At 72.2% G+C, this 7,769-nt stretch carries 8 protein-coding genes; 4 read left to right on the top strand and 4 right to left on the bottom strand.

Annotation, left to right across the window (positions count from 1 at the left end; all coding sequences use genetic code 11):
- Positions 1-74: 74 nt before the first annotated feature.
- On the bottom strand, positions 75-584 hold the full coding sequence (locus KSNIM_RS28115; RefSeq protein WP_263105915.1) for a hypothetical protein: 510 nt from the start codon (positions 582-584) through the stop codon (positions 75-77).
- Positions 585-762: 178 nt separating this feature from the next.
- The gene (locus KSNIM_RS28110) at positions 763-1,404 is read right to left on the bottom strand and encodes an MBL fold metallo-hydrolase (protein ID WP_263105914.1); all 642 of its coding nucleotides are present in this window, start codon (positions 1,402-1,404) and stop codon (positions 763-765) included.
- A gap of 64 nt (positions 1,405-1,468) precedes the next feature.
- Between KSNIM_RS28110 and KSNIM_RS28105 the strand changes: the two genes are divergently transcribed.
- Positions 1,469-1,885, top strand: a complete 417-nt coding sequence (locus KSNIM_RS28105) for a MarR family winged helix-turn-helix transcriptional regulator (protein ID WP_263105913.1) — start codon at positions 1,469-1,471, stop codon at positions 1,883-1,885.
- Positions 1,886-2,168: 283 nt separating this feature from the next.
- Complete coding sequence (locus tag KSNIM_RS28100) at positions 2,169-2,315, top strand: hypothetical protein (protein ID WP_263105912.1); 147 nt, start codon at positions 2,169-2,171, stop codon at positions 2,313-2,315.
- A gap of 30 nt (positions 2,316-2,345) precedes the next feature.
- On the opposite strand, the gene KSNIM_RS28095 is transcribed toward KSNIM_RS28100, so the two are convergent.
- Together KSNIM_RS28095 and rpsA are read right to left on the bottom strand one after the other, a co-directional pair.
- Entirely contained in the window at positions 2,346-4,571 is a 2,226-nt protein-coding gene (locus KSNIM_RS28095) for an MMPL family transporter (RefSeq protein ID WP_263105911.1), read from the bottom strand.
- 202 nt (positions 4,572-4,773) lie between these two features.
- A complete protein-coding gene (rpsA, locus tag KSNIM_RS28090) occupies positions 4,774-6,264 on the bottom strand; it encodes a 30S ribosomal protein S1 (RefSeq protein ID WP_095876832.1) in 1,491 nt (496 codons plus the stop codon).
- Between the two features lie 433 nt (positions 6,265-6,697).
- Here rpsA and KSNIM_RS28085 point away from each other — a divergent pair, with 433 nt between their 5' ends.
- Both KSNIM_RS28085 and KSNIM_RS28080 read left to right on the top strand, forming a co-directional pair.
- Positions 6,698-7,555: a class I SAM-dependent methyltransferase gene (locus KSNIM_RS28085; RefSeq protein WP_263105910.1), complete on the top strand. Its 858-nt coding sequence runs from the start codon at positions 6,698-6,700 to the stop codon at positions 7,553-7,555.
- Between the two features lie 6 nt (positions 7,556-7,561).
- Positions 7,562-7,769: hypothetical protein (locus KSNIM_RS28080; RefSeq protein WP_263105909.1), on the top strand; the 208-nt coding region annotated here is incomplete at its 3' end.

Below are 7,769 nucleotides of genomic sequence, written 5' to 3'. Positions count from 1 at the left end.
CGCGGCGAGGGCCGCGCGGGCCCCGCGGGTCGGGGGTCGTCGCACCGTCGGCGCCTCCTTCGACGGTCGCCCGGTCAGGCCCGGGCGGTGTGCCGACGGCGCAGGACGAGTGCGCCGCCGGCGAGGCCGGCCGCGAGTAGGGCCCCGCCGGCGGCAGTCTCGACCGGGTCCACCCCGAGGATGCCCCCGCCGCCTCCGGCGAGGGAGGGGCCCTTGGGGACGGGCGCGGTGGTGGTGGGGAAGAGTTCGGGGCCGCAGGTGACGGCGGCAAAGGCGCCGCCGACGGTCACCTCGACGGTGTCGGCGCTCTTGGTGAGCACCTTCGTCCCGGCGGCGGTGGTGAAGCTCGTCCCCGGCGCGCCGGGGACGTGCTCGCCCTGGGCGTCGACGACGCGGACCTCGCCGACGCCGGCGCAGGCGACGACGTCGCCGTTCACCAGCTCCAGACTGCCGCCCTCGGTGCGGCCCTTGAACGGTGTGGCCGCGCCGCCGTCCGCGTACGCAGCACCCGCACCGGCGGTGAGCATGGCCAGTACTCCGCAGGCCACGGCGGCGGCCGCACCCGCCCTCGTCCCGATCGACATCCGTCCTCCTTGCCCGTGGAACCGCGACGGTTCCGCGGCTCCCTGCGCCCACAGGGTCCCGGACAGAAGAGGGACATACCACCGCCAATCGGGTGGTTATGACGACAACTCACATAATCCGCTCACGAATTGTCAGGTCGGCGGCAGCCCCGCCGGACCGGCCGGACGGCACCACCGGTCAGCCGAGGTCGAGCTGCTCCCCCGCGGCGAGCTGCGCGAACGGGGCCCCCGCCCCCGGACCGCCCTCGCCGAGCAGGCGGCCGTGCACCATCTGCCCCACCTCGCTGAGCACGGCCTCATGGATCGCCAGCGCCCGCCCGGGGCCGGCCTCCCGGACGTAGTCGATGAGCTCCGAGACCTTCGCCCAGGGGCCGGCGATCGGCAGCAGCAGGGTGTCCACCGGGTGCGGCGGCACGGTCAGCGCGTCACCGGGGTGGAACAGCCGCCCGTCGAGCAGGAAGCCGATGTTGCCGACACGCGGGATGTCGGGGTGGATGACGGCGTGCCACTCCCCGTGCACACTCACGCCGAGGCCGTCGATGTCGAAGGCATCACCCTCGCCGACCACGGTGACCCGCGTTCCGATGCCCTCCAGCTTCGCGGCCACCGCACCGTTGGCCCAGATCCGCAGGCCCGGCCGGGCCTCGACGGCGGCCCGCAGCCGGCCCTCGGCGAAGTGGTCCATGTGCTCGTGGGTGATCAGGACGGCGTCGGCGCCGAGGGTGGCGTCGGCCTCGGTGAACGCCCCGGGGTCGATGACGACGGTGGTGCCCTGGTGTTCGATGCGGACGCAGGCGTGTCCGAACTTCGTCAGTCGCATGGGTGAAATAGTACAGCAAGACTGTGCAGTTTGCCTGTGTGAATTTCCCGATAGCATGATCCCCATGGACGAGGTCGACCCCCTGGAACTGGCCGCAGAGCTGCGCACCGCCATCGGCACCCTGGTGCGCACCCTCCGGCCCGGTGACGAACTGCCGCAGAACCAGGCCGCCGTCCTCGGCTGGCTGGTCCGCGAGGGCCCCCGCACCACCAGCGAACTGGCCACCCTCCAGCGGGTGCGCCACCAGTCCATGGCCCGCACCGTCGCCCTGCTCGGCGAGGCAGGCCTGGTCGAGCAGCGCCCGCACGAGACCGACGGCCGCAAGCTGCTGATCACCGCCACCGAGGCCGGCACCGCCGCGCTGCACGCCCAGCGCGCCCGCCGCGAGGGCACCATCGCAACCGCCCTCACCGAGCGGCTCACCCCGGAAGAACGCCGCCTGCTGCAACAGGCCGTCCCCCTGCTGCGCCGGCTGGCGTAAAGGGCAACCACCCAGGGGCGCGGGGAGGGCTCTCCCCAGGGGCGCGGGGAACTGCGCAGTCCGGGGGTGGCGCACCGACGCTCAGCGCCGAGCCCGGATTCGTACGGTGGCCCGCATCCGAATCGCGCAGTTCCCCGCGCCCCTGATTCATGCCCCTGCGCCTTGAAGACGCACCCCTGCCTGCGGCTCGCGGAGGTGCCCTCACCCGAACAGGCGCATGCCGCAGGGCCGGCCTTCGCGTTGGGCAGGCCGCCCGCATCCGCGCTTTCGAAGGGACGCCGCCATGAACCCCGTCCGCACCGCCCTGGTCCTCGCCGCCGCCGTCTGCGGCCTGCTGCTCGGCTCCGCCGGCGCCGCCTCGGCCTGCGGCCCGCTGGACGTCGCGGCCGGGCTGGCCCCCGGCTTCGGCAACGCCTGCGTCAACCGCTGACCGGACGGCTCCGCCCGGGCCCGTGACCCGTCAGCGGGCCAGTGCGACCTGCTCCGCCTCGGCACGCTGTCCGGGCAGCACCGCCCGCGCGCCGAGCGGCGGCAGTTCCACGTGCTCGCTCAGGCCGATCCTGCGGTGCAGCTTGCGCAGCGGCGCGGGCGCCCACCAGTTGAACTCGCCGGCGAGGCTCATCGCGGCCGGCACCAGCAGGCACCGCACCAGGGTGGCGTCCACCGCGACGGCCACCGCCAGCGCGATGCCCATCTGCTTGACCATGAGCATCTGCCCGGCGGCGAAGCCGGCGAAGACGATCACCATCAGCAGCGCCGCCGAGGTGATGATCTTGCCGCTGCGCTGCAGGCCGAGCTGGACGGACCGGGTACAGCCGTGCCCCTGGTCGTACAGCTCCTTGATCCGGGAGAGCAGGAAGACCTCGTAGTCCATCGAGAGGCCGAAGGCGAAGGCGAAGACCAGCACCGGGACGAAGGTCTCCAGCCCGCCCGAGGGGGTGAAGCCGAGCAGGCCGCTGAACCAGCCGTGCTGGAAGACCATGGTGAGCGCGCCGAGCGAGGCGCCCAGCGACAGCAGGTTCATCAGCAGCGCCTTGACCGGCATCACCACCGACCCGGTCATCAGGAACAGCAGCACCAGGGTGCCGAAGGCGACGAGGCCGAGCGCCCAGGGCCCGCGGGTGGCGACCTCGTGCTGGAAGTCGGCGACCGAGGCGGCGTCACCGGTGACGTAGGTGGTGAGCCCGCCGCGGTCGGCCCGCAGCTCGCCGACGACCTTCTTCGCCCGGGCGCCCTGCGGGTCGCCCTTCACCAGGACGTCGACGGTGGTCAGGCCGTCGCCGACCGGGGTGACCGCCCGGACGCCGGACACGCCCGGCAGCTCGGCGACCACGTCGTCGGCGTACGCCTGGGCGGTCTTCTGGTCGCTCTTCACGACCACGGTGATCGGCGCGGCGGCCTGGTCGGGGAAGCGCTGCGCGACGGTGTCGGCGACCTGCCGGGAGGCGAAGGACTTCGGCAGCACGTCGGCGCCGGAGCTGCGCGGGTGGGCACCGAGGAAGGGCGCGCCGGCCGCGGTCAGCAGCGCCACGCACACCAGCATCACCGGCAGCGCGCGCTTCTGGACGCGGCGCACCGTCCGCGAGAAGAAGCCCTCGTCGGGCACCGGCTCGGTCGGCGCCTTGATCCTGCGGCCGACGAAGCCGAGCAGCGCCGGGACGAGGGTGAGTGCGGCCGCGGCCGCGATCACCACCACGCTCACACCGGCCACGCCGACCGCCCGGAAGACCGGACTTGTGAAGACGAACAGGCCGGACAGGGCGACCGCGACGGTCAGCCCGGAGAAGGCGACGGTGCGCCCGGCGGTGGCCGCGGTGCGCTCCACGGCCTGGGCGACGGTGGCGCCGTGGCCGCGCTCCTCGCGGAAGCGGTTGACCATCAGCAGCGCGTAGTCGATGGACAGGCCGAGGCCGAGCACGGTGGCGATCGGCAGCACGCTGGTGTCGATGTCCATGATCCGGCTGAAGCCGAACATGGCGAGCAGCGCACCGCCGACCGAGGCGATCGCGCCGATGCCGGGCAGGCCTGCCGCGGCGAGGCCGCCGAAAACCAGCACCATGACGATCAGGGTCAGCGGGAGGGTGACGATCTCGCCGAAGCGGGTGTCCTTCTCGGTCTGCGCCTTGACCTCCTGCTCCAGCACGAGGTCGCCGCCGACGGTCACATGGGTGCCGGCCGCGTCGATCGCGTCGAGCCGGTCGGCGACGGCGCCCAGCTGCTCCGGGGTGGAGGCGTCGGCCATCCGGACGGCGACCAGGCTCGCCCGGCCGTCCGCGGCGGCCATGCCGGGGGCGCCCGAGTAGGCGTCGGCCACCGAGACCACGCCGGGCAGGTGGGATATCTCGGCGGTGGCGGCGGTGACCGCGGCCCGCACCTTCCCGTCGGTGACCGGTGCGCCGTCCACCACGGCGGTGACGGTGCCCTTGACCGGGTCCGCGGCCTGGACGGCGGCGGTGCCGCGGGCGGCCTCGGAGCCTCCGGAGCCGCCGCCGGCGACCGTCCCCTCGAAGACCCGCCCGCCGATCAGCACGCCGGCCGCGAGGACGAGCGCCCAGAAGGCGAGCACCCAGCGGCGGTGGCGGAAGCACGCCCGGCCGAGGGCTGCGAGTCGCCCGCTGACACGGTGGTCGGCGGGCGCGGGCAGGGCGGCGGGCGAAGGCGATGCGGCAGCGAGGGGATTGCGCATGAAGGAGCCTTTCGGGCAGTTCCCCTCAATGTAGGCGCTAAGTCCGATTCGTCCTATAGAGGGACGATGAGCCTCATCTCACAATTCCTGTGACGTAAACGACACATAAGAAATACCGGACAACAAAGACGGAACCCCCGCCCGGTCAATGCCGGGCGGGGGTTCCGCCTACTGCTCAGCCCTCAGGCTGCGCGCACTGCGATCAGCTCTGGCCGCCGGCCAGCTTCTCGCGGAGCGCGGCGAGCGCCTCGTCCGAAGCGAGAGCGCCGGAGCCCTCGTCGCTGCTGGAGGAGTACGAGCCGCCACCGGAGACCGGGGCCTCCTCGCCGGCCTCGGCGGCAGCGGCGGCGTCGGCCTCGCGGCTCTTGATGACCTGGGCCTGGTGCTGCTCGAAGCGGGCCTGGGCCTCGGCGTACTGCCGCTCCCACTCCTCACGCTGCTTCTCGAAGCCGGGCAGCCAGTCGTTCGCCTCGGGGTCGAAGCCCTCCGGGTAGATGTAGTTGCCCTGGTCGTCGTAGGACGCGGCCATGCCGTACAGGGTCGGGTCGAACTCGACCGACGCCGGGTCGGCACCGAGAGACTCGTTGGCCTGCTTCAGCGAGAGGCTGATGCGACGACGCTCGAGGTCGATGTCGATGACCTTGACGAAGATCTCGTCGCCGACCTGGACGACCTGCTCCGGGATCTCGACGTGGCGCTCGGCCAGCTCGGAGATGTGGACCAGGCCCTCGATGCCCTCGTCGACGCGGACGAACGCACCGAACGGAACCAGCTTGGTGACCTTGCCCGGAACGACCTGGCCGATCTGGTGGGTGCGGGCGAACTGCTGCCACGGGTCCTCCTGGGTCGCCTTCAGCGACAGGGAGACGCGCTCGCGGTCCATGTCAACGTCGAGAACCTCGACGGTGACCTCCTGGCCGACCTCGACGACCTCGGACGGGTGGTCGATGTGCTTCCAGGACAGCTCGGAGACGTGCACCAGGCCGTCGACGCCACCCAGGTCCACGAAGGCACCGAAGTTGACGATCGAGGAGACGACGCCGGAGCGCACCTGGCCCTTCTGGAGGGTGGTGAGGAAGGTCTGGCGGACCTCGCTCTGGGTCTGCTCCAGCCAGGCACGGCGGGACAGGACCACGTTGTTGCGGTTCTTGTCCAGCTCGATGATCTTGGCCTCGAGCTCCTTGCCGACGTACGGCTGGAGGTCGCGGACACGGCGCATCTCGACCAGCGAGGCCGGGAGGAAGCCGCGGAGGCCGATGTCGAGGATGAGACCACCCTTGACGACCTCGATGACGGTACCGGTGACGATGCCGTCCTCTTCCTTGATCTTCTCGATCGTGCCCCAGGCGCGCTCGTACTGCGCACGCTTCTTGGACAGGATGAGACGACCCTCCTTGTCCTCCTTCTGGAGAACCAGGGCCTCGATGTTGTCGCCCACGGAGACAACCTCGTGGGGGTCGACGTCGTGCTTGATCGAGAGCTCGCGGGACGGGATGACACCCTCGGTCTTGTAACCGATGTCGAGGAGCACCTCGTCACGGTCGACCTTCACGATGACGCCCTCAACGATGTCGCCGTCGTTGAAGTACTTGATGGTCTCGTCGATCGCCGCGAGGAACGCGTCCGCGTCGCCGATGTCGTTGACCGCAACCTGCGGGGTGGTGCTGACAGAGGTGTCGGTGGGGCTCGTCATTAGGAAAAGGGCTCCGGTACGGACATGAAGTCGTAGGTAATGCCACGCGGAGGGCCCGTATCGCTCCCACCGAAAGCCGGACAGCCAAGAACACGGCGCACCGGCCCCCATGAGAAATCCTGAAGGACAGGTGTCCGTCTTGCAGACCGTGGGGTCTTCGACAGATGCGAGCGCGACCTGCTCCGTCCGAGGCGCGCAGGCCCGCAGCGCAACTTGTAGCATACGGGGACAGCCGGGCACGGTCAACGCGAAGAGCGTCGAGACCGGTGGAGGCCGGGATGGATCAGGCCATATCCTCCGATAGCGCACCAGAACGGCGGCTGTCGCAGGGGGACGTCCCCGGATGCCACCACCCCGACCCGGTCCCGTACGGAGCCGGTTCACGGCAGCGGCGCTTCCGCACCCCACACCCTACGCGACGGGCCTCAGCATCGTGACCACCACCCCCGACCACCTCGCCGACGACCAGGGCCACCACGGCGGCGACGAGGACGACGCCGTGCGGCGCTCGGCCGGCGCCGGCGAGTCCAGCCGGGCCAGCCGCCACTGGTGGGACCGCAATGCCGACGAGTACCAGGACGAACACGGCGCCTTCCTCGGCGACGACCGATTCACCTGGTGCCCCGAGGGCCTCGACGAGGCCGACGCCCGGCTGCTCGGCGACCCCGCCGCGCTGAAGGGCCTCGACGTGCTGGAGATCGGTGCCGGCGCCGCCCAGTGCTCCCGCTGGCTCGCCGCACGCGGCGCCCGCCCGGTCGCCCTCGACATCTCCTTCCGCCAGCTGCAGCACTCCCGGCGGATCGACCTCGTCCGCGGCAGCGAGCCGGTCGCCGTCGTCCAGGCCGACGCGGCGGTGCTGCCCTTCGCCGACGGCTCCTTCGACCTCGCCTGCTCCGCCTACGGCGCGGTGCCCTTCTCCGCCGACACCGCCGCCCTGATGCGCGAGGTCCACCGGGTGCTGCGGCCCGGCGCCCACTGGGTGTTCTCGGTGACCCACCCGATCCGCTGGGCCTTCCCCGACGAGCCCGGCGTCGAGGGCCTCACCGCCACCGCCTCCTACTTCGACCGCACCCCCTACGTCGAGCAGGACGAGCAGGGCCGCGCCACCTACGTCGAGCACCACCGCACCCTCGGCGACCGGGTGCGCGAGCTCACCGCCGCCGGCTTCCGGCTGCTCGACCTCGTCGAACCGGAGTGGCCCGAGGGCCACGACCAGGAGTGGGGCGGCTGGTCGCCGCTGCGCGGCCGGCTGATCCCCGGCACCGCGATCTTCGTCGCGCAGCGGGGCTGACCGCCGGTGCGTCCCGCTGGCCTCGAACTGCCCGTCCGCACCGCCGTCCCGTCGCTGCAGCGCGCCCTCGCCGGGCACGGCGCCGCCGTGCTCGCCGCGCCGCCCGGCTCCGGCAAGACCACCCTCGTCCCGCTCGCCCTCTCCGGGCTGGCCGACGGTCTGCCCGGGCCCGCGCGCCGCGTCCTGGTCGCGGAGCCGCGCCGGCTCGCGGTGC

The organism is Kitasatospora sp. DSM 101779 (assembly GCF_025655475.1).
GTDB lineage: Bacteria > Actinomycetota > Actinomycetes > Streptomycetales > Streptomycetaceae > Kitasatospora.
Note: the sequence above shows the minus strand (reverse complement) of the source record. Positions and strands in the feature narration are given on the sequence as shown.

Bases quoted from the DNA above. Each gene is read 5' to 3' on its own strand.
- KSNIM_RS28095 (WP_263105911.1), bottom strand. From the start codon at position 4,571: ATGCGCAATCCCCTCGCTGCCGCATCGCCTTCGCCCGCCGCCCTGCCC.
- KSNIM_RS28115 (WP_263105915.1), bottom strand. From the start codon at position 584: ATGTCGATCGGGACGAGGGCGGGTGCGGCCGCCGCCGTGGCCTGCGGA.
- KSNIM_RS28105 (WP_263105913.1), top strand. From the start codon at position 1,469: ATGGACGAGGTCGACCCCCTGGAACTGGCCGCAGAGCTGCGCACCGCC.
- KSNIM_RS28110 (WP_263105914.1), bottom strand. From the start codon at position 1,404: ATGCGACTGACGAAGTTCGGACACGCCTGCGTCCGCATCGAACACCAG.
- rpsA (WP_095876832.1), bottom strand. From the start codon at position 6,264: ATGACGAGCCCCACCGACACCTCTGTCAGCACCACCCCGCAGGTTGCG.
- KSNIM_RS28100 (WP_263105912.1), top strand. From the start codon at position 2,169: ATGAACCCCGTCCGCACCGCCCTGGTCCTCGCCGCCGCCGTCTGCGGC.